We start from the raw sequence: 200 nt of genomic DNA, 5'->3' as shown, positions 1-200 counted from the left end.
CACATTCCGCACCCCAAACTGTCACTGGGGTAAATTACGTAGAGAAAAAATTAAAGGGAGCATTAAAACAAACATATAAAGTGAAAAAAGGCATTTGAGAAACAGTAAATCGCCAAAAACGTCATCAAAACCTATTCTCACCTGAGTTCGATATAAATAATCATCCTGAAAACTAATTATATCAGACTTTTCTCAATTAG

Origin of the sequence: Dolichospermum circinale AWQC131C (assembly GCF_000426905.1) — a bacterium.
Taxonomy (GTDB): Bacteria; Cyanobacteriota; Cyanobacteriia; order Cyanobacteriales; family Nostocaceae; genus Dolichospermum; species Dolichospermum circinale.
The sequence above is the reverse complement of the archived record's forward strand: the minus strand, read 5'-3'. Positions refer to the sequence as shown.